Source organism: Photobacterium sanctipauli (genome assembly GCF_003026495.1).
Taxonomy (GTDB): Bacteria; Pseudomonadota; Gammaproteobacteria; order Enterobacterales; family Vibrionaceae; genus Photobacterium; species Photobacterium sanctipauli.
On record NZ_PYMA01000001.1, the window covers coordinates 296,533 to 316,355 of the forward strand.

The 19,823-nt window shown below is 48.0% G+C and carries 18 protein-coding genes; 11 read left to right on the forward strand and 7 right to left on the reverse strand.

What is annotated here, in order from left to right; translation table 11 throughout:
• Positions 1–22 precede the first annotated feature (22 nt).
• Positions 23–1,210: an MFS transporter gene (locus C9I98_RS01300; protein WP_036822531.1), complete on the reverse strand. Its 1,188-nt coding sequence runs from the start codon at positions 1,208–1,210 to the stop codon at positions 23–25.
• Between the two features lie 112 nt (positions 1,211–1,322).
• Entirely contained in the window at positions 1,323–1,808 is a 486-nt protein-coding gene (locus C9I98_RS01305; protein ID WP_036826089.1) for a c-type cytochrome, read from the reverse strand.
• A gap of 128 nt (positions 1,809–1,936) precedes the next feature.
• Here C9I98_RS01305 and C9I98_RS01310 point away from each other — a divergent pair, with 128 nt between their 5' ends.
• The 9 genes from C9I98_RS01310 to C9I98_RS01350 all read left to right on the forward strand — a co-directional run bounded on the left by C9I98_RS01310 (position 1,937) and on the right by C9I98_RS01350 (position 11,900).
• Complete coding sequence (locus C9I98_RS01310) at positions 1,937–2,557, forward strand: cytochrome b/b6 domain-containing protein (RefSeq protein ID WP_036826087.1); 621 nt, start codon at positions 1,937–1,939, stop codon at positions 2,555–2,557.
• A gap of 28 nt (positions 2,558–2,585) precedes the next feature.
• The gene (locus C9I98_RS01315; RefSeq protein ID WP_036826085.1) at positions 2,586–3,014 is read left to right on the forward strand and encodes a MarR family winged helix-turn-helix transcriptional regulator; all 429 of its coding nucleotides are present in this window, start codon (positions 2,586–2,588) and stop codon (positions 3,012–3,014) included.
• 121 nt (positions 3,015–3,135) lie between these two features.
• The gene (locus tag C9I98_RS01320; RefSeq protein WP_081879018.1) at positions 3,136–3,813 is read left to right on the forward strand and encodes a type 1 glutamine amidotransferase domain-containing protein; all 678 of its coding nucleotides are present in this window, start codon (positions 3,136–3,138) and stop codon (positions 3,811–3,813) included.
• A gap of 44 nt (positions 3,814–3,857) precedes the next feature.
• Positions 3,858–4,298: a VOC family protein gene (locus tag C9I98_RS01325; RefSeq protein WP_036821490.1), complete on the forward strand. Its 441-nt coding sequence runs from the start codon at positions 3,858–3,860 to the stop codon at positions 4,296–4,298.
• 311 nt (positions 4,299–4,609) lie between these two features.
• Positions 4,610–5,134 carry a hypothetical protein gene (locus C9I98_RS01330; RefSeq protein WP_036821487.1) on the forward strand — a complete coding sequence of 175 codons (525 nt, stop codon included), beginning with the start codon at positions 4,610–4,612 and terminating at the stop codon, positions 5,132–5,134.
• Position 5,135: 1 nt separating this feature from the next.
• Positions 5,136–7,367 (forward strand): UDP-forming cellulose synthase catalytic subunit, encoded by a 2,232-nt coding sequence (gene bcsA / locus C9I98_RS01335; RefSeq protein WP_051902141.1) that lies wholly within the window; start codon positions 5,136–5,138, stop codon positions 7,365–7,367.
• A complete protein-coding gene (locus tag C9I98_RS01340) occupies positions 7,367–9,430 on the forward strand; it encodes a hypothetical protein (RefSeq protein ID WP_107271464.1) in 2,064 nt (687 codons plus the stop codon). The genes bcsA and C9I98_RS01340 overlap by 1 nt, the downstream gene beginning before the upstream one ends.
• Positions 9,427–10,452, forward strand: a complete 1,026-nt coding sequence (locus tag C9I98_RS01345) for a family 8 glycosyl hydrolase (RefSeq protein ID WP_036824147.1) — start codon at positions 9,427–9,429, stop codon at positions 10,450–10,452. The genes C9I98_RS01340 and C9I98_RS01345 overlap by 4 nt, the downstream gene beginning before the upstream one ends.
• The gene (locus tag C9I98_RS01350; protein WP_036824144.1) at positions 10,449–11,900 is read left to right on the forward strand and encodes a tetratricopeptide repeat protein; all 1,452 of its coding nucleotides are present in this window, start codon (positions 10,449–10,451) and stop codon (positions 11,898–11,900) included. Before C9I98_RS01345 ends, C9I98_RS01350 begins: the two co-directional genes overlap by 4 nt.
• A 93-nt stretch (positions 11,901–11,993) precedes the next feature.
• Here the strand turns inward: C9I98_RS01350 and C9I98_RS01355 are convergent, their stop codons facing one another.
• Complete coding sequence (locus C9I98_RS01355; RefSeq protein WP_036824141.1) at positions 11,994–12,902, reverse strand: aldo/keto reductase; 909 nt, start codon at positions 12,900–12,902, stop codon at positions 11,994–11,996.
• 101 nt (positions 12,903–13,003) lie between these two features.
• On the opposite strand from C9I98_RS01355, the gene C9I98_RS01360 reads away from it, so the two are divergent.
• Both C9I98_RS01360 and C9I98_RS01365 read left to right on the forward strand, forming a co-directional pair.
• Entirely contained in the window at positions 13,004–13,411 is a 408-nt protein-coding gene (locus C9I98_RS01360) for a helix-turn-helix domain-containing protein (RefSeq protein ID WP_036824138.1), read from the forward strand.
• 95 nt (positions 13,412–13,506) lie between these two features.
• Positions 13,507–14,766 (forward strand): hydroxymethylglutaryl-CoA reductase, encoded by a 1,260-nt coding sequence (locus C9I98_RS01365; protein WP_107271465.1) that lies wholly within the window; start codon positions 13,507–13,509, stop codon positions 14,764–14,766.
• A gap of 102 nt (positions 14,767–14,868) precedes the next feature.
• Here C9I98_RS01365 and C9I98_RS01370 read toward each other — a convergent pair whose 3' ends face one another.
• The 4 genes from C9I98_RS01370 to C9I98_RS01385 all read right to left on the reverse strand — a co-directional run bounded on the left by C9I98_RS01370 (position 14,869) and on the right by C9I98_RS01385 (position 19,736).
• The gene (locus C9I98_RS01370; RefSeq protein WP_036824299.1) at positions 14,869–16,440 is read right to left on the reverse strand and encodes a cryptochrome/photolyase family protein; all 1,572 of its coding nucleotides are present in this window, start codon (positions 16,438–16,440) and stop codon (positions 14,869–14,871) included.
• Entirely contained in the window at positions 16,433–16,576 is a 144-nt protein-coding gene (locus C9I98_RS01375; protein WP_081878976.1) for a DUF2256 domain-containing protein, read from the reverse strand. Before C9I98_RS01375 ends, C9I98_RS01370 begins: the two co-directional genes overlap by 8 nt.
• 165 nt (positions 16,577–16,741) lie before the next feature.
• On the reverse strand, positions 16,742–18,676 hold the full coding sequence (locus C9I98_RS01380) for a TRAP transporter permease (protein WP_107271466.1): 1,935 nt from the start codon (positions 18,674–18,676) through the stop codon (positions 16,742–16,744).
• A 94-nt stretch (positions 18,677–18,770) separates the two neighbouring features.
• The gene (locus C9I98_RS01385; protein ID WP_036826777.1) at positions 18,771–19,736 is read right to left on the reverse strand and encodes a TAXI family TRAP transporter solute-binding subunit; all 966 of its coding nucleotides are present in this window, start codon (positions 19,734–19,736) and stop codon (positions 18,771–18,773) included.
• Positions 19,737–19,823 lie beyond the last annotated feature (87 nt).

Here is a 19,823-nt window from a genome sequence, read left to right on the forward strand (position 1 = left end):
CTTAACAATATGGTAAGTATTGTTAACGCCAAGCCAGTATTCTTACTTCATTGCCCTCTTCAGGCTTCTCTGGGATATTCAACGAAAGCAGCAATGAAACACCGGCCATGGCGGCCCCCGCCAAGAAGACGCTTGCCGGTGATGTTAACCATAACAATCCGAATGTCACAGGGATCACTACAGCAGCGATATGGTTGATAGTAAACGATACCCCTGCGGTAGAAGCCATATCAGCAGGATCGGCAATTTTTTGCAGGTAAGTTTTCATTGCCAGCGCCAAGGCAAAGAACAAGTGATCGATAATGTATAGGGCAGCGGCATATTCAGCTTGCTCAACAAACGCGTACCCGGCAAAAACAAAGATCAGGCCAACATACTCAAACACCAAGGCTTTGCGCTCGCCCACTCGTCCGATAAATCGGCCGATTTTCTTGGCAAATAGCCAGTTGAACAGGTAGTTAACCAAGAACAGCAAGGTAATATCGGCTGCAGAATAACCGAATTTTTCAACCATCAAGAAGCCGGCAAATACAACGAAGATCTGGCGGCGGGCACCACTCATAAAAGTAAGGGCGTAGTAAAGCCAATAACGCTTACGCAAGACTAATTTTTTATTTTGGGTTGTTTCAGTTTTGAACTGTGGGAAGGCCAAGGCAATAAAAGCGACCAATGTAAAGGCCACTGCGCCCGTTATAAGGTATACCCACTTAAATTCAAGATGGAGCTGCTCCAGCATCACCCACAGCACACCATAGGTACATAATGCCGCAAAGGCGCCCACCGAAATAAGCTTACCCAGCACTTCCGGGGCTTCTTCTTTACTGAGCCATTGCAGTGACAGTGATTGTTTTAGGGTTTCAAAATAATGGAAACCTGTCGACATCAACATAGTGGTCATCAGCAAGCCCCATACCGATGGGAAAAAGCCGGTAATAGCGACACCAATGGTGAGCATCGCCAGTGACAACAACATGAAGCGTTGCTCGCGAATAAACAGCAAGACAAAAACAACAGTAAATGCCAAGAACCCTGGAATTTCACGTACGCTTTGTAGCAGGCCAATATCAGCACCGGTAAATGCTGCCTCTTCGATAACGAAATTATTCAACAACGCCTGCCAGCTAGAAAAGGCAATCGGGACGATTATCGAAATAAGAATGAGAAAGTTTTGTGGCGTTCGCCAATCATTGGCCTTTAATTTGGAAAGCATCAGGGAACCCTAAATGTAAGCGTATCCCTATAGGTTAACGGATAATTACAAAATTCTTAATAATTAAATTAAATAACTCGCATTACCCGCCCCACTCATTCTACTTCTGTGCTTACCAAAGTGAACGATATTGACGGTGGCAAGCCCGGCACGTTGACTCGGCTTGCTTTAACCCCTGCTGGGCTTGGGAAGTATTTTTTTGCTGACTAGCTTGGTTCGTTAGGGTGTACCCTGCCACCATGTCATTAAGCAGCCGATCAAATTGGCTTTTGCTCTGCCAAATTTTCTCTTTTGACTTACTGCCCGCACCACTCCCCTCGGGGAATAACGCCATTAGATTCGTAGAGTGAGATTGCAACTCTTCAGCAACTAGCGATGCGTTTTGCCAGTCAGTCTCACTCTTTTTCAACTCTCGCTTTAGCGTTTTCGTTTTTTTGTCTATGGCCCTGAAGGCGCCTTGCCTTTCTGCAATCACCGATTCGGCATCCAGCTTTGCTTCGCTCGACTGCCCGTTACTGTCCTGAGCAGAGCTTGCTAGAGCAGTACCCACTCCCCAAATCACCATAACAACAGCTTTAGTCAAGGTTGCTTTTTTCATTGTGTATTCCTCTTAATTCACGTCACCACCGTGGTGATTTGATCTTAATTTACACAACAACCATTGCGTGTGCAACAGTTGTTGTGTAAATTGATTGCGTTCAAGATTATCAACACAGGAGATGACCAATGAAAACACAAATCTGGGATTTACCTACACGCCTCTATCACTGGCTTCAAGCAATATTGTTCATTGGGTTAGCGGCATCTGGCTTTTCAGGTCATGGGCCTCACTTATTGCTTGGGCTCGGATTGTTCTGCTTGCTGGTTTGGCGATTGGGCTGGGGGATCATTGGCAGTGAGACTAGTCGGTTCAAACAATTTGTCCGGTCACCAAAAACAGTCATTAACTACTTTCGTGGTAAAGCCAATACCAAAGTTGGGCACAACCCAGCTGGCGGCTGGATGGTAGTCGCCCTGCTCACAACACTGCTGCTGCAATGTTTATCAGGAATGCTAATCGCCGGCCTATTCGATTCGCTGCCATTAGCCAGTACCTTGCTAACAGATGACATGTATACCCTCGCGGGTACAATCCATGGCTTGCTTGCCCGGCTTCTTCCGATGCTGGTCATCGCTCACTTAGTTGCTATTGCAGCCTATAAGGTCATGAAAAAGCCGATGGTGATGGCAATGATCACAGGTAAACAATTCCTACCCGCACCAAGTGCCGTTAAGCTTGCCTCTAACCGCAAAGCGTTGATGCTGTTTATTGCATCGGTATCAGTTACAATGGCAATAATTGCTTAAATGCACTTCTGATGCAGGGAAATAACCGATGAGTGAAGAGTTTGATCGTCAATCGAGCTTCGGGTGGATGATTAATGTCGTTGCCAACCGTGCAGCGAAAGTATTCGATACCGAGTTAAAAAAGCACGGACTTACCATCGCCTTATGGCCAACGTTAATGTGCCTATGGGAAGAAGAAGGGGTGACACAAACAGAGATTTCGCAAAAATCAAAAGTTGAAAACTCAACCACTACACGCACCCTGGATAAGCTTGAAAAAATGGGGCTGGTTGAGCGCCAAGCCGACCCTAATAGTCGCCGTTCATTTCGCATTTACCTAACAGAAAAAGGACGAGACTTAGAGCAAGCATTGCTGCCTATTCCAATTGCAATAAACAAAGAAATGCTTAGTAGCCTTGAAGAAAACGAACAGCAAGAGATGATTCGCTTATTGCAAAAAATGGTGGCATCCATCTAGGCCATATTCGCGCTCTTATCGGCACAATCGGTAAGAGCCCTTTTCTTTTCGCCCCTGCCCACGTCTACCCCATCCTATACTATGCTTTCGCTGTAAGTTCTAATCTACCTAGGCAATGATTATGACAAAAGCGCTTATCGTCGTTACCAGCCACGCCGCGCTGGGAAACACTGGCACAGCAACAGGTTTTTGGCTAACCGAGCTCACTCATCCGTATTACGCTTTAGTGGATAGCGGGATCCCCACAGATATCGTTTCTATTGCTGGCGGAGAAGCCCCTGTCGATCCAAAAAGCTGGGAAGAGGAAGATCCTGGTAATGCTCGCTTCCTTGCCACCCCAGAACTTGTCGAGCAACTCAAAAATAGTCACCCGCTTTCAGCTATTACTCCTTCAGACTACCAGGCCATTATTTTTGCAGGCGGTCATGGCACCATGTGGGACTTCCCGGATGACGAGCATGTGCAGCGCGCGGCGGTGAGTATTTTCGAACAAAACGGTGTCGTTGCCGCTATCTGTCATGGGCCAGCTGCTCTCGTTAACATGTGTTATCACAATGGTGATCACCTCATCACCAATAAAAAAGTAACCGGCTTTACCAACGAAGAAGAGGACGCCGTCGGCTTAACCGGGATCGTCCCTTTTTTACTGGAAGACAAGTTAAAGGCAGCCAACGCTCATTTCGTCGCCGCAGAGGCATGGGCAAAGAATGTGGTCGTCGATGGTAAGTTAGTTACAGGACAAAACCCACAATCAGCGGCAGGGGTAGGTGAAGCAGTGGCGGAATTACTGTTAGAATGATCACCTAGTAACCTAGATATAAAAACATAAGCATAGGAATAGCAATGGAATTTTTACACACAATGGTACGTGTGCACGACCTGGATGCATCACTCGACTTCTACTGCAACAAACTTGGCCTGATTGAAACAAGCCGTAAGGAAAGTGAAAAAGGCCGCTTTACTTTGGTTTTCCTTGCCGCCCCTGGTGACGAAGAGCACGCCCGCGCTAACAGCGCCCCTCTTATTGAGTTGACCTACAACTGGGATTCGGAAGAGTACACTGGCGGCCGTAACTTCGGCCACCTCGCTTTTCGCGTTGATAACATCTACAGCCTATGTGCCCACCTTCAAGATAATGGTGTCACCATTAACCGCCCGCCTCGCTGCGGTCACATGGCATTTGTTCGCTCGCCTGATGGAATTTCTATCGAACTACTACAACGTGGTGAAGCACTACCACCAGCTGAGCCATGGGTATCGATGCCAAACACAGGTGAATGGTAATTACCTAAACGGTCACCACCTCAATAATTGCAATCACCATTAACGACAGCCGTCCTATATAGGGGCGGCTTTTTCTTTTGCTCGTAACGCCTCGTCAGAATGAGAAATACCTAACAAAGAAATAAGCCAACTCTAAGCTTTGCAAGTTGCAATTTTTTGATATTCGAATCCCAATTTTCGTCTCAAAATAAAACGGGCTTTACTGACAATAATGTAAGTATTTTTTATTTCAGTCACTTACAAACTCTCATTCATGCCCCGCAAAATGGTCACCTCCTTGCATATGTAAAAGCAGACACCAAGGAGGAAAAATGAATACATTACGATATGCCACGATTGCAATAGGGACATTGGGGCTGATTGGCTGCCAACTGACCCAATCGCAATATACAAACCACAGCTTTAACGACCCGGTTAATGTCCATGACTACCAACTCCCGGTTTATCCCGATGGTATTGAGGTGATTGCTAATTATCGTCAAAACCGAAATCAAGAAACCTGGTACTGGTCAGAGCTAGAGAACAAGACATTTCAACGTGGCGAGAACATGATTGTTCAAGTCATCGGTAAAGCGCCGCTCAAGCAGCCGCCCCCCCTATTTGCCTTTACCGTTCCGGTTGAAAAAGGCGAACACCAATACAATGCGGTTGGTCCTTACCAGCGCTGGGTAAAAGTGATGCCCAATGGCGATGCCTGCCTATATGCCCAGCAGCACACCCGCAAAGATAAGCACTGGCTGTCAGTGTTTGTCCACTATTGCACCCCAGATAACAAGCCCAGCACCATGGCTTGGCTAAACCAACTGAAACCGAGCTTTTATCTAGAGGACTTTTAACATGAGAAACTCTCATACTGTCACATGGATGAAGTGGCTACTGGCCTGTATTCTCATCTTCGCCATCATCAGCATCGCAACGATCAAAGTAACGGTTGAGACCCAAATCTGGTTAACCTCATCCGCTTTTGTCATCGTTATGTTCAGTATGTTGATGAAAGAGAAAAAATTCCTGCAGTTAGCCATGCTGCTGACCGGTGCCCTTATCTCTATACGCTATATTTGGTGGCGATATACTGAGACTCTGCCTTGGGAGAGTAACCTCGATATTCCGTTTGCTGTTGCGCTGTTGGTCACTGAAATTTACGGCATCACCATCTACTTACTCGGCATGTTCGTTAATGTGCAGCAGAAAGAGCGTAACATCGTCCCAATTGATGACAGCAAACCATTACCTAGCATTGATGTCTTCATTCCAACCTACAACGAACCAATTCGGGTTGTTAGCCCCACCCTGACGGCCGCCATGCAACTAAAATACCCTGGGGAGGTCAATGTATGGATTCTGGATGATGGGGGTACTGCCAATAAACTCAACAATCCAGACCTGCACCTTGCAGAAGCAGCCCGCAAGCGCACTAATGAGCTAAAGGCACTTTGCCAATCACTAGGCGCAAACTATATTTCTCGCCCTGATAACATCCAAGCCAAGGCGGGTAATATCAATAACGCGATGAAGCATAGCAAGGGTAAGCTGATCCTGATCCTCGATGCTGACCATGTTCCCACTCAAGACTTCTTATTAAACACTGTTGGTATGTTCCAACAACAGCCAAACCTTGGCTTTGTCCAAACGCCACACTTTTTCGCCACCCCAAACCCCATTGAGCGTAACCTAGGTATTCAGGATAAAGTGCCAGCCGAGAACGAAATGTTCTATAACCGAATATTGAAGGGGATGGATTTTTGGAACGCCAGCTTTTTCTGTGGTTCGGCTGCGGTGATCCGTCGCTCAGCACTTGAAGAAGTCGGTGGCATTTCGACCAAAACCATAACCGAAGATGCCGATACCGCTTTGAACATGCATGCCAAAGGCTGGGATAGCGCCTATTTGAATATCGCCATGATTGCAGGCTTGTCCCCAGATACCTTTGGCAATTACGTCACGCAGCGCTCTCGCTGGGCACAGGGTATGATACAAATCTTCATGCTCAATAACCCGCTGCTAAAACGAGGCTTGAGCTTACCGCAAAAGCTCTGCTACATAAATTCAACCTTGTTCTGGTTCTTCCCTATCTTCCGTACCGTCTATTTGCTGGCGCCATTGTGTTACTTGTTGTTCGACCTGCAAATCTTCGTCGGTAATGGTAGTGATTTCCTTGCTTTTGCCGTGCCCCACCTTTTGATCAGCTTAGCTATCAACCAACATCTATTCGGCAAAACCCGTAATGCACTCTTCTCGGAGTTCTACGAAACCATACTATCACTGTACTTGGTGCTGCCAACGCTCTCAGCGATTGTTAACCCACGTAAACCGAGCTTCACAGTCACACCCAAAGGGGAAACCACCGAGCAAGCGCACTTCTCACCATTGGCCCCCGTTCTCTTCGGGCTGCTGTGTATTATCTCGATTGCTGAAGTCTGGGGTATTTACCGGGTCTTCAATTACCCAATCGAGCAAGGCCAGCTCACTGTGGTACTGGTATTCAATACCCTTAACCTGATCTTGTGTTTGGCCTGCCTTGGCGCGACAGCCGAGCGCAGACAACGTCGCATCGAGCCCCGAACGCAATGCCAATCGCCCGCCTACCTGTCAGCAAATAACATGGGCGCCAGCGCAGTCATCAATGATGCCTCGGTCAACGGCGCGCGAGTGACGGTTCAATCGCTAGAATCACCTTTGGCTGCGGGTGATGTGGTCGAATTGACTTGCTATATCAAACACCCACCCAAACAAGGTGAGAGCAAATCTCGTATCAAGCCCTATACCTTTGCGATGAAGGTTCACCACAGCCAGTTGCTAGCATCAGGTCAAATGCTCAGCTGCGAATTACTCGAAAGCAACGTTCAATCGGCAAAAGTCCTGACCTCATTAGCTTTCTCAAATAGCCAGTTGTGGTCTAAACGAAGAGAGTTTGAAGAGCAGCAAGAAAAAGGCATTTTGCGAGCAATGATCAGCTTCTTCAAGCTGGCGATACAAAGCTGCGCACTGGTTAGCTCAACCGCAAAACAGCAACCAACACCTTCAGAGGTAAAAGGTATTTCCCACGGCTCAACACAGGATGTACGCTAATGAAACGGTTTATAACAATGCTAATGCTGCTGGTTGCCAGCGGGTTCAGTCAAGCAGAAGTCACCAAAGTACCACTAAACTTTATTCTGCCCGACGGGCAAGATGCGATGCTTCGCGGTCAATGGGATAAAATCAGCTTCCCACTGACGATTCTGGAAAACCAGCAAGCCAATAGCCTGAAAGTGACACTTAAGTTAGCGCACTCAGGAAATATCGATACTGCAACACTATGGCTGCAGCTAGGTGAGAAGCCTTTGGCCAACATCCAGCTGCAACCAAGAACGGAGTCGCAACAAGTTGTTGCGACCCTAACGCCTGATTTGTTGCAGCGATACGGTAATGTGATGACGCTATCCGTCCGCCACCAGCTTCCACCGTCGCTGAGTTTGACCCAGCAAAGAATGGAAGCGTCGGAAGCGGTAACCCAAGTCCTGACTGAGCAATCATTTTACGAGATTGATTATCACTATACTCGGGAGCAGCCATCGCTTAGCAGTTTCGCTGCACTGATGCGTAGCGGCCAGCTTCACCAAGAAAGCATTATGCTTACCAACCTATTAGAAACCAACAGTGATACCGCGCTGTCTGTAGCTGGGTTATTGGTGCAAGGTTGGACACTGCGTAGCGGCACTGATGCTTATCAATTTCAACTCAACCAAGCTCAAGACTCTGAAAATCATGTGGCACCTAGCAGTAAAGTTAACCTTATTTTCGGGTTACCTGAGTCAATCTTAAACGCCAGTGTTTTGCCGAAAAACTTCACTGCCGCCATTAACGGTCCCTATCTTGGCTTCCACTTTGCCCCGGAAAAGCAGCAGTGGGTGTTTGTGGTGTCTGGCCGAAACAACTTGGAATTAATGCAGGCTGCCCAATTCTTTGCCAACCCTGCCAACCTACTTCCTAACCAATCCTATGCCTTGGTTGAAGCAAAAGATCACCAAGCGCAAGCGGTGCTGGCAAGTAATAAGCAATACCCACTCAATACGTTTACGCTTCAACAAGCCTTTGGTGATTCACCCTTAGTGCTACCTATGATGATGCCCGCCAATACCCTGGTAAACAAAGGCGATACGGCACACATCAACCTCATGCTAAGCCACCCCAAGGTACAGCCAGGTGAAGCAGCCATGGTGTTACGTGTGAACGGCGAATATGCCAACAGCATGCCATTGCGTTCAAGTTACTGGCGAAACGCCCAGCACTACCGCCTGTCTTTCCCGATGGAAAAACTACACGCTGGATTAAACACCGTCAGTATTGAGCTGTATGGCCCGGAGCAAATGAGTGAATTCGGGCAAGGGAAAAACTACCAACCTTTCATTGCCCAAATTGATTCTACCTCTACCCTGAAAATGGGCGCTTGGGTTAACTATTACTCAGTCAATGAGCAAAAGCTGCACGCAGACCAACTGCTGTTTACGACTACAGAGCAAGGGGCTAAAACTCAACTCAGCCTTAACTATGATCAGCACAGTGACTTAGCCGCTGTATGGGAGCTACTGAGTCATGTTTCATTGCAAGCACGCAAACCAATGGAGCAGTTGTTAATCACGACATCGCCAACAGCCAAGCGACCAATACAATTGGTGTTTAATGTCGGCAATACCGCGATCCCAAACTCACTTTCAGCCCCAAAAAGTGACAATATGATGGATGAATTACGCCATCAGCTGCTTGCATCGATGGTGGAGTCGTCAGGGGCATCAACAGTGACGACTGCCGCAACGCCGGCTGGGCAATACGGCAGCTTTACGCCAACCTGGCAAACCGTCGCACCAAGCGACAGCCTAGCAAGGCTATCAACCGATGGTGCTGGTTGGCATAAAATTGAATTTAATGCGAGGGATGAAGCCAGCCTGAACAAAGACATGGCTATCTACCTCTCTGATAAGTCACCGCAAACACAAGGCACAATTGCTTTAGCTACACCTAGCCACGAAAGTGATGTCCAGTTAGCTCGAGCTGGTTTTATCACTCACCCTTATTCGCTACCGCTGATTTTATTTGCCCTGCTGGCACCACTTGCCCTCATGGTGCAGCGTGCTTTGGAGGCAAAAAAATGAAATGGCTTCCAATATTAGCCATGACCTTGCCGCTGCTGAGCCACTCATCGGTGCAAGCCAAGGTACATGGCTGCAACATACAGGATGACCAGCAGCTCTGGTCATTCTACAAAACTCAATTCGTCCTACCTGAAGGGCGAGTAGTCGACAACGGCAATGACAGCATCAGCCATAGTGAAAGCCAAGGCTATGGCATGCTGATGGCTGCTTACTTCAGTGACCACGCAACATTCAAATCCTTATGGCACTGGACGAAGCAGACCCTTCAACGCCGAGAAGATGGTTTGTTTTCATGGAAGTGGCAACCCCAGCCACCGCATATTCCAGATCCAAATAATGCCAGTGACGGCGATATCTTTATCGCCTGGGCATTACTCAAAGCCGATAAGCTATGGCCTGAGCAGCAATACGGTAAAGAAGCGAAGAAAATTATCGATGCGCTATCAGACAGCCATATCATCCAGCTTGACGGTGAATATGCCCTACTGCCAGCGCAATACGGTTTTGATAAGTCATACAGCACTGTCATAAACCCTTCCTACTGGGTTTATCCGGCATTCAATGACTTTGCCCGCTTCGACGATAGCTGGAAACAGCTGTCTCAAGGCGGTATCAACATCTTGAATAAAAACCAATTTGGCAGCTTTAAACTGCCTTCAGATTGGCTCGAGTACAGAAACGACACTTGGCAACCGGCGCAGCAGTTTCCTGCCCAGTTCAGCTATGCCAGCTACCGGATCCCGCTCTATTTAATATGGGGTGGATACAACAGCGTGATTAACGACCACTACCAAAGCTGGATCAGCGAATACAATCGCGCTTGGGTCAATATCAGTAATAACCAAATGGCCAACTACGCCGCGCCCAGAGGGGCTAATGCCGTCGCGACACTGGTTCAACTCAGTCAGGAAAAATACAAGCACCGCAGTGCATTACCCCACCCTACCAAGGCGGATGACTACTATTCTGCCAGCTTGATTATCTTTTCCCATATTGCATTTCATGAGAGGTACTGCCAATGAAACCTTTATACCTTGCGCTGCTCGTTTCTAGCAGTGCCTTTGCCAATGACCAAGCACATATCCAACTTCTTGACCGCCAAGTGTCGGTAGAGGTGAATTCGCCAACCAATGCCTACTACGATGAAACACCGATATGGAAGATCCTCGAAAACAAAGGCTGGCAAGCCGCCCAGGCAGCGGCCGAAAACCAGCAGATTTCCGATAAGCTCGATGACGAAATTCAATACCAATCGACACTTAACAGCCTTGATCAAGCGGTGCAAAATAAACAAAGTTCAACCGCCAATGCCTTGCTAGCAGCCCACCCTGACTGGATGAGCTGCCAGCGTATTCAATGGATGTGGCTAGACCTGCAAAACGAAGTCGCGACAGGCTATGGCCCTAACGCCAAAGCGAAGTTCAGCAACATTTTGCAGAGCTGCCCTGAGTTCAGTCTGAGCACCACCCAGAAGCTACTTGGCTGGACGCGCGCAGCAGCTGGCCCTGATATCCTCACAAAATACAAGCAAAGCAGCGGGTTCAATCAAGCGGAATACGACAAGCTGGCGTATCAAGTTCAACTATCGCAACTTGGCAACCAGCGTGTCAGCAGTGCCACTGCTAAAACCGCCAGTAAACAAATTCAACAAGTGAAAGACCCTAAAGGTGCTGAGTTACTCGGCTGGCAGTACCTGAAAACCAAGAACTACCCGCAGGCCTTATCTTGGTTTGATCAATCGATTAACTGGACGGAAACCCCAACCAGGAAACAAATTGAAGGCAAGTTGCTGAGCCTTCAAGGGCTAAATAAAACAGCAGAGTACGATAGATTCAAGTCGCTATGGTCTTCACGCTACCCGTCGCTGAAAAAACTCCATACGGGCTCTGGCTCACCAGAGCTGGCAAAAGCATGCGAAACCAACCCTCAACGCTGCCTGACGCTATTGAACAAAGAGAAAAGCCTCACCCCGCAACAACATGCCCTTGCGGGTTGGCAATGGTACAAGCTGGATCGCCCCCTTACTGCGAAGCGCTCATTTGAACAGGCCCTAGATGGTATGGCATCCAGCGACAAGCAGTATGAATCAACTCAATATGGTTATACCTTGGCACTCAATAAATCGGGCTTTGAGCAACACGCAGAATTTCTCGCCCACAAGCTATCAGACCCAACCCAGAAAAGCCTTTATGCCAAACAGCGGGAATCAAAAGCAATCCTCAATGCCTATGAAAAGCAGGATTACCAATATGTCATTAACAGGAGTGAACAGTTTGAACACCAGTACGGCCAAGATATCGGCCTAATGGAAATTCGAGGCTGGGCTTATTATAACAATAAGCAAACGACCAAAGCGGTTGAAACCTTCCAGCAACTGGTTGATGCCTACCCGCATGATGAGCAGTACCAAGAGGCACTCAAAATCGCAGATTGTGCCCAGAAGAAAAGCTATAAGATGATGTGCTTCTAGCGGCCGGTTCAAGCCGGCTAAAACCAGACAAGACCATACGAAATAGAAGGAGCCTCTAAATGAGGCTCCTTCTATTTATCGGCTATCTATCGACTAAGGCACACCGTGGCCTTTTGACGCGACCCAAACCCGATACCATTGCTCACGGGTAAGCGTAATATCCAGCGCGTCGACCGCTGCTTGCACACGTTCGATTTTACCCGAGCCAATGATTGGCAGCGGGTTAGAAGGCAAGCGGCGTACCCAAGCATAAATCACTTGGTCTATGCTCTGCGCGCCCACTTCCTCGCGAATGGCTTCAAGCTCATTACGGACGCGGATCTGCTGTTCAGATTGACCTGAGAAAATCGCGCCGCCACCCAGGCATGACCACGCCATAGGTTTAACACGCTTCATCTGTAGTTGGTCCAGGGTACCGTCATGAGCCACTTCAAAGTTAAGCGGGTTAATTTCCACTTGGTTGGTCACTAATGGTGCATCAAGGCGTGATTGCAATAGCTCAAACTGCGAAGGTGTGAAATTAGACACACCAAAATGGTTAACCTTGCCCTGCTGTTTCAATTGCGCAAATGCCTCTGCGACTTCATCCGCTTCCATCAATACATCCGGACGGTGGATAAGCAACACATCAATATTTTCCACCTGAAGGCGAGACAGCGAGTTGTTCACCGAATTCACGATGTGTTGTTTGCTGGTATCGTAATGGTTGATCTTGCGCTCTGGCACCAGATCAGTACACAGGTTGATGTCGCACTTGGTCACGATTTCAATCTGGTCGCGCACACTTGGGTCAATGGCTAGCGCTTCACCAAACAACTGCTCGCAAGTGTAACCGCCGTAAATATCGGCGTGATCCACTGTTGTGATGCCCATTTCTATATGCTGCTTCAAAAAGCTCAAGCGCGCCTGCGGGTTCATGTGCCAATCAGCTAGACGCCAATATCCTTGAACCAACTCAGAAAACTGCTGCCCGTTCGGGGTGAGTTCAACTTTTGCCACCATCTGGACTTAACTCCGTTTACTCAAAAATCGCATCCATCCTAGGCTTGTTCTGCCCAGTTCGCAATGCTATAAATCGAAAGCCTCGAACTGGAGTACGAACTATGTCATTTGCCGATCGGTTGAAGTCTTTAATTGGTGAAGAAAGTATCAGTGGGTTTGCCCGCCGGGTAGACATCAGCGAAGCGCTGATCAGAAAGTATCTCAAGGGGAGCGAGCCAAGCCTGACCAAAGCCAACCAAATTGCCATGCGCGCCAATTGCTCTCTTGAATGGCTGGCAACAGGCTGTGGCTACCTATACCGTCAGGCTGAAGTGGTCGATAAATCAGCCCTGTTTACCGCTTATGAACATGTAAGTGGCAAAAAAATCAGCAATACTGAATCAGACGAACTGTTAAAAATTATTACGGGATACCAATACCTACGTACCCATAAAAAAGCGGATGGTTATTTAGATATCAGTGGGATGGCAGCATTTCTGGCACTGGCGAAGCAGGATGAACCTGAATGACTCCTGTATTTCTTTGTAACTAACTATCTGGCAGGAGTAGTGTTTTGGTATTTGGGCTGTAGAATCCTCGCCATCGAATGTTAAGAAGTATTGCTATGCCAAAGCTAAACCTGCATCGCCGTGACTATACAACATCACTAGTTACACATCTTTCATCAGAAGAACTACAACAAAAACTGGGTCCAAACCACGATAAGCCAGAAAAAAAACAGCCACGTACTCCCTATCTCACCCCGAAAGCGGTAGAGAAACGCTGGGCAACCCTCGACAACGCAGAAGCCAAAGCACAGCTGCTCGATGAACACACCCACCAGCAAATGGCGTGTTACAACAAAAACATCGAGAACTTTATCGGCACCATCAAAATGCCTATCGGTATTGCCGGCCCATTACGGGTTAACGGCCTATTTGCCGAGGATGATTACCATGTCCCGCTTGCCACTACCGAAGCCGCACTGGTTGCATCGTATAACCGTGGCTCGCAGCTCATCACCAAAGCGGGCGGTGCCAGTGTCATGCTCCTGAACGAAGGGGTAACCCGAACACCATGTTTCGCCTTCTATGACCTCGCAGAAGCGGGCCAATTCGTCGCATGGGTGGTCACCCAGTACGATGAATTCCGCGCCATTGCCGAATCAACCACCCGCCACGGCAAACTCTCCGACATCAACGTCAACATTGAGGGCAACCACGTATACCTGGTATTCGAGTACCTGACAGGCGATGCATCGGGCCAGAACATGGTGACCATTTCCACCAACGCGGTATTCGAGCATATTTTGCACCATACGCCGATCAAACCACAGCAGGCTTTCTTGGATGGCAACCTTTCAGGTGACAAGAAAGCAACGGCCCAAACCCTGCGTGGTGTTCGAGGCAAGAAAGTCACAGCCGAAGTGAACATCGAAAAAGCCTTGGTTGAGAAAATGCTACATACCACGCCAGAGAAAATGGCTGAGTTTGCCCGCATGAATACCATCGGTGGCACCCTAAGCGGCAGTATCGGGATCAACGCCCATTATGCCAACGCGCTTGCGGCTTTCTACATTGCCTGTGGCCAAGACGCCGCTTGCGTAGCCGAATCTGCCGTTGGCATGACCCGTATAGAAGTCAACAAAGATGGCGGCTTGTACGCCTCGGTCACCCTACCCAACCTCATGGTGGGTACTGTTGGCGGCGGTACCTCGCTACCAAGCCAGAAGGCCTGTTTGGATCTGATGGGGCTGCATGGTGCCGGCAAGTCGCAAGCCTTGGCCGAAGTCTGTGCCGCCCTTTGCTTGGCGGGTGAGCTATCCATCGTTGGTGCATTCTGCGCTGGCCATTTCTCCCGAGCACACCATAAGTTGGCGCGTTAAGTCATACTTAACAAACCTAACAGTGATGCCGCTATCTTCATTTTATCCATGAGGGAAGCGGCACTTTCTATCCATTCAAACTCTTCATTCAAAGCGTTACTGTCATAACAACTCTATATCTATCAATAACTGCTTGGCCCGCTGCAATACCGCTTGCTGGTTTTCATCCGGTTGGTTATCCCAATTGCGATACACCATCCCGACTCTTGGGTTGCGCTCAAATTGCTCTCGATGATGCGTCATGAAATGCCAATATAAGCTGTTTAATGGGCAAGCATTCTCGGTTGTCTTCTCTTTCACCTGATAATGACAATGCTGGCAGTAATCACTCATCTTATTGATATAGTTTCCACTCGCGGCATAGGCCTTGCTACCCACTATCCCACCATCGGCGTACTGGCTCATGCCACGGGTATTTGGCATTTCCACCCACTCAATTGCATCAACATAAATGCCCAGATACCACGCATCGACCTCTGCAGGGTCAATTCCAGCTATCAGGCAAAAGTTACCTGTAACCATTAAGCGCTGAATATGGTGGGCATAGCCATATTCAAGCGATTGAGTGATAGCATGGTGTAAACAATTCATCCTGGTTTTACCGCTCCAAAACCAAGATGGTAAAGCCTGCCGAGCATTGAGGTGATTCTGCGCCGCATAGCCAGGCATATGGGTCCAATAGATTCCGCGGACAAACTCCCGCCAACCAAGAATTTGCCTAACGAAGCCTTCTATCTGGGCGATATTAATCGCCTCATTGGCCCTGTAATGGGCGATCGCACATTCAATCACCTCCAAGGGATTAAGTATCTTGCTATTCAAGGCGAATGACAGCCGCGAATGGTAAAGACTCCATTGTTTATTGCATAGCAAGTCGTCAGCTTGGCAGGTCATCGCATCTTGAAAGCGACCAAAATTGGGCAAGCAATGGGTGCAAAAGAAGTCCAATAACTGTAATGACTGCGCTCGGGTCACCGGCCAAATTAACTTATCGCGGCTTATGCCAATACTTTTCACCTGATGTCGCTGCAAACGCAAATTGATCTCAGCGATATCATTGTCAAAAATCAGGGGTTCAGGTAATTCGGCAATATCACTGGGCTTGAGCTTATCCCTATTCGCTTTGTCAAAGTTCCACTTGCCGCCTTCTGGCTGTCCCTCTTCCGTCATCAAAATGGCATGCTTTTTCCGCAATTTGCGATAGAAGGTTTCTAAGCGCCCTGATTTCTCTTGGCAGAAATACAAACTAATTTGATCGTGAGGAACAATAAAATGCTCGGTGTCGGCACAGACTGTTTCGATGGCCAGCTGCTGGCACAACAAGGCTAACTGCTGGTGAAGCCGGAATTCATCAGGCTGCTGGTATTCAAATCGTTGGCAGTCAAAACGTACAATCAAATGTTGAATCAAATCAGGCAGATTAGCGTAACAACTAGTGTCATCTAAGGTTAGGTGCAACACCGAATGGCCAGAGGCTGACAGGGCATCAGCCGTATTTGCCATTGCCAAGAAGAAGGCTTGGATCTTTTGGATATGATGCGAGGCATAATCCATTTCTTGCGGTAGTTCAGCGATAACATACAGTGTGTCATCATCAACTTGGTTAAACCATGAATGACTCAAGTTCAGCTGATCGCCGAGTATCAACCTCAGGCAGCGGTAATGTTTATCCATGCTTCACCTTCCTTTGCATTCGGCACCGATTCGAGCAATATTTCACGTCATGCCACACCTTTTCCCACTTTTTACGCCAAGTAAAAGGTAAGCCGCACACCTTACATTGCTTACTAGGTAACTGGGATTTCTTCATTGCCGATAATCACTCTTCATCCAAGTCACTGAACTTAAACGTGCTCAATAGCTACTTCGATCATAGGCATGCAATAACAATAGGGTGGAAATATCTAATGCCAAACGAAGAAAGGAGCCAACGGCTCCTTTCATTTAATTAATAGTTCAAAGCTTCTGCTACGTACTATGAAAGCTCTTGCTTCATCTCCTTGCGAGTGAGCTTAGGCACATAAACTAACCCGGCTAGCACAGTCAGTACTGCGATTACACGTACAACCAGATTAAGTTCAGAGTATAGTGCTAAGAACAAGCCAACCAAGATCAGCGCACCACGCATCACCATATTCAGCCTACCACCCAAATAGCCGGTAATGGCACCAGCGACAAGGGTCAGACCGCCAATAATGGCAATCAAGTGACCAATAATATTGTGTACTTCCCCTTCCATCCGCATCTCAGGGACGAATAGATAGCTCAAGCCAACGATGTAACCTGCGATAGCCATTCGAGATGCATGCAAGCCTGTTACCAGTGGATTACAACGAGCAATCGAAGCGGCAGCATAGGAAGCTATCGATACCGGCGGTGTGGCATCGGCCAAAATCGCAAAGTAGAACACGAACATGTGTGCGGCAAGTACCGGTACCCCAAACTCATTGATTAACATTGGCGCACCAATCGCAGAAGTAATGACATAAGCTGCAGTGGTCGGCACGCCCATTCCCATGACTAAGGTAACAAACATCAGTATTAAAGCAGCCAGCCAAAGGCTACCGCCAGATACATCAGAGATGATGCCACCAATAGATACAACCAAACCTGTTTTGGTTAGCACGCCAACAATGATCCCCGCGCCAGCACAAGCAATGGCTATTGGAGCGGTATTCACCCCTGCCTTATACATCACGTTCACCAGCTTTTTCAGATCAAAGCGGCTGCTTCTTCTCAGAGAGGTGATCACCAATGTCGCCACAATGGAATACAAGGCGGCAGTATGCGGCGAATAACGCATCATCAACAAGGCAACCAGCACGACGATTGGTAGCAAGAGGTGAAGATCTTTGGCGATATCTTTGAGGGTCGGAAGATCCGCCGGATCCATTCCCTTCAGATTGTTTTTCTTCGCCTCCAAGTGAACCGAAATAAACACCAAAGAGAAGAAGCAGAACGAGCCCAGTACCGCCGCAACAATAATGTCGGAGTATGGCGTATTGGTCATCTCCGCCATGATGAAAGCACCCGCCCCCATAATAGGCGGTGCACTCTGCCCACCGACACTGGCTGCCGTTTCAATACCCGCAGCCACTTGAGGGCGATAGCCGATGCGCTTCATCATCGGAATGGTAAATGATCCTGTGGTAAAGACATTCGATGACGCTGAACCACTCATGGTACCGAAGAAAGCCGAAGTCACGACCGATACCTTAGCTGGGCCGCCCGCATAACGGCCGGCAATCATCTCACCGCCATTGGTGAAGAGTCGCCCGGTACCACTGGCTTCCATAAATGCCCCGAAAGCAATAAAGATAGCGACCATGGTGGCAGCAATGCCCGTGATTGAGCCTAAGATCCCCTGCCCATTCATCAAAAACAAGGTTTCGACAATTTCATCAAAACCTATCGGGCGATAATGCAGCACCCCGGGCATATAATCAGTAACGAACAGGTAGCCAATACTCACCGCTACGAGTCCGGCAAGCACAGGCGAGACAGCACGGCGAATTGCTTCAACGATCAACACCGTTGCCACCGTTCCCATCAGCATTTCTATTGGCAGGATTTCATCGACCCCTTCAAGACGATAGTTGATCCTCTCCGCATCCATCCAGGAATAGGCAAAAGGCACGATGGCGACAAGGAACAGCAACATTCCTGACCAGCTTGGTAAATAAAAATCACCTCTGCCTGCATTAGACTTTCGGCCCGGCGTCACAAGAAAAATAAGAGGGAGTAAAAATAATAAATGGATTGAACGCTGGGTTCTTGGCTCTAGATAACCAATGAATGCGCTGTAGAAGTGGAAGCATGTACCCACTACTGCCCAGCCCATGATGAACAGCATTAGCAGTCGTTGAAAGTCGGTCTGCTGCGGTTGAGGTTCCTTAACATCAGTAGCCATGATAAGACTCCATTTCGGGCTATTGAATAAGATTTACTCATGAAAAGCACAAGCAGCCTTGCTTGTGCTTTTCATTACGCTAATGAAACTAGAATTACAGGTAGCCCTTTTCCTTGAAGTATTGCTCAGCACCAGGGTGGATAGGTGCTGGTGCATCCTGCATGGAGGTTGCACAGTCAAATACAGACATGCTGTCATGGATTGATGGCAATTGCGCTTGGTTCTCACACAGCGATTTGGTGATCTTATAAACCGTGTCATTAGATACCGATTTATTCACCATTAGTGTGGTTGCCATCTTGATGGTATGGGCCTGTTGGGAGACACCTTGGTAAGTATCAGCCGGAATCGCTGTTGGCAATAAACCGTAGTTCTTGTTTAGCTTCTCAAGCTGCTGCTCAGAGAAATCAACAAATGCCAAATCGCGAGATTGGCTCATCTCGATAACAACCGCGCCCGGTAACCCTAGGTTGCCAAAGACATAATCAATCTGCCCGTCTTTGAACTGCGAACTTAGCTCAGAAAAGCTTCCGTGGTTGATTTTAAAGCCTTGCTTCTTACGCAGAGTGTTGTAGTCAGTACCATTAGCTTCCATGATCCAACGAAATGCCTGCTCACCTGACGAGCCACGCTGAATGATACCAATCTTCACGTTTTTCCCTTTCAAGATTTCCTCAACTGATTGATAAGGCGCATCTTCGGCACGGATAAAATGGCTGTATACGTCAGAAAAGCTCATGCCGATAGTATTCAAATCATTATGCGGCTTACCGTTGAACAACACCGTACCTGTGTATGCTTGGTACGTGAAAGTATCTAGGCCCCAACCGATCTGGCTGCGACCACGGTTAACTTTGGTTGGGTTTGCCGTGCCACCTCCCGGTACCACTTTGAGGTTAAACTCTGGGTTATCCTTCTTGATCAAATTCGCCAAGCCAGAAGACATACTGTACCAGCCCCCGCCCAGCTGGCCAGACGTCCACTCGATGGTCTCAGCATGACTGGCAACAGGAAGCAGCATTGAAGCAGATAAAAGCACGACTTTATTGAGCATTTTCATTGTTTTCCCTCACTATTTTTATGAATCCCTTGCGCTGTAATCGTTATGGTTACGCAGGCCACATTCTTTTCTGTATTCTAAATTGTA

Coding starts and splice junctions, on each gene's coding strand:
- C9I98_RS01330 (WP_036821487.1), top strand. CDS start 4,610: ATGAATACATTACGATATGCCACGATTGCAATAGGGACATTGGGGCTG.
- C9I98_RS01375 (WP_081878976.1), bottom strand. CDS start 16,576: ATGAAGAAATCCCAGTTACCTAGTAAGCAATGTAAGGTGTGCGGCTTA.
- C9I98_RS01300 (WP_036822531.1), bottom strand. CDS start 1,210: ATGCTTTCCAAATTAAAGGCCAATGATTGGCGAACGCCACAAAACTTT.
- C9I98_RS01320 (WP_081879018.1), top strand. CDS start 3,136: ATGACAAAAGCGCTTATCGTCGTTACCAGCCACGCCGCGCTGGGAAAC.
- C9I98_RS01305 (WP_036826089.1), bottom strand. CDS start 1,808: ATGAAAAAAGCAACCTTGACTAAAGCTGTTGTTATGGTGATTTGGGGA.
- C9I98_RS01385 (WP_036826777.1), bottom strand. CDS start 19,736: ATGAAAATGCTCAATAAAGTCGTGCTTTTATCTGCTTCAATGCTGCTT.
- bcsA (WP_051902141.1), top strand. CDS start 5,136: ATGAGAAACTCTCATACTGTCACATGGATGAAGTGGCTACTGGCCTGT.
- C9I98_RS01315 (WP_036826085.1), top strand. CDS start 2,586: ATGAGTGAAGAGTTTGATCGTCAATCGAGCTTCGGGTGGATGATTAAT.
- C9I98_RS01365 (WP_107271465.1), top strand. CDS start 13,507: ATGCCAAAGCTAAACCTGCATCGCCGTGACTATACAACATCACTAGTT.
- C9I98_RS01380 (WP_107271466.1), bottom strand. CDS start 18,676: ATGGCTACTGATGTTAAGGAACCTCAACCGCAGCAGACCGACTTTCAA.
- C9I98_RS01350 (WP_036824144.1), top strand. CDS start 10,449: ATGAAACCTTTATACCTTGCGCTGCTCGTTTCTAGCAGTGCCTTTGCC.
- C9I98_RS01355 (WP_036824141.1), bottom strand. CDS start 12,902: ATGGTGGCAAAAGTTGAACTCACCCCGAACGGGCAGCAGTTTTCTGAG.
- C9I98_RS01310 (WP_036826087.1), top strand. CDS start 1,937: ATGAAAACACAAATCTGGGATTTACCTACACGCCTCTATCACTGGCTT.
- C9I98_RS01345 (WP_036824147.1), top strand. CDS start 9,427: ATGAAATGGCTTCCAATATTAGCCATGACCTTGCCGCTGCTGAGCCAC.
- C9I98_RS01340 (WP_107271464.1), top strand. CDS start 7,367: ATGAAACGGTTTATAACAATGCTAATGCTGCTGGTTGCCAGCGGGTTC.
- C9I98_RS01370 (WP_036824299.1), bottom strand. CDS start 16,440: ATGGATAAACATTACCGCTGCCTGAGGTTGATACTCGGCGATCAGCTG.
- C9I98_RS01360 (WP_036824138.1), top strand. CDS start 13,004: ATGTCATTTGCCGATCGGTTGAAGTCTTTAATTGGTGAAGAAAGTATC.
- C9I98_RS01325 (WP_036821490.1), top strand. CDS start 3,858: ATGGAATTTTTACACACAATGGTACGTGTGCACGACCTGGATGCATCA.